Source organism: Psychrobacter sp. TB20-MNA-CIBAN-0197, assembly GCF_040309765.1.
GTDB lineage: Bacteria > Pseudomonadota > Gammaproteobacteria > Pseudomonadales > Moraxellaceae > Psychrobacter > Psychrobacter submarinus.
In genome coordinates this window covers 1-263 of sequence record NZ_JBEOPC010000791.1, presented here as the reverse complement: position 1 = coordinate 263, position 263 = coordinate 1, and the positions used below count along the sequence as shown (strand labels likewise).

Genomic DNA, 263 nt, shown 5'->3' with positions numbered 1-263 from the left:
GTCGTGGTTTATCTGTTGGTGCGTACCTTAGGTTTTAAATGGTACGTCAAAAGAGAGTTTGAAAAACAAGTGGCTGATCAAGAGATGCCAGATGAGATGCGCCAGATGAAGTTGGGTGTACAAAAACATGGCTTGGTCATGGCGATGCCAACCAATCAACCTGATATGATGAAAAACTCGCAAATGCGTGGCATGCAAATGCGTGCAGGAGCGACCCAACAAGCGGTTATTCCATGGACAGCGGTCAAAAGCTGGGACGAGAC

At 47.1% G+C, this 263-nt stretch carries 1 pseudogene; it reads left to right on the top strand.

Annotation, left to right across the window (positions count from 1 at the left end):
* Nucleotides 1–263 (top strand): annotated as a pseudogene (locus AAEY83_RS16010) (YcxB family protein); the annotation flags it as partial.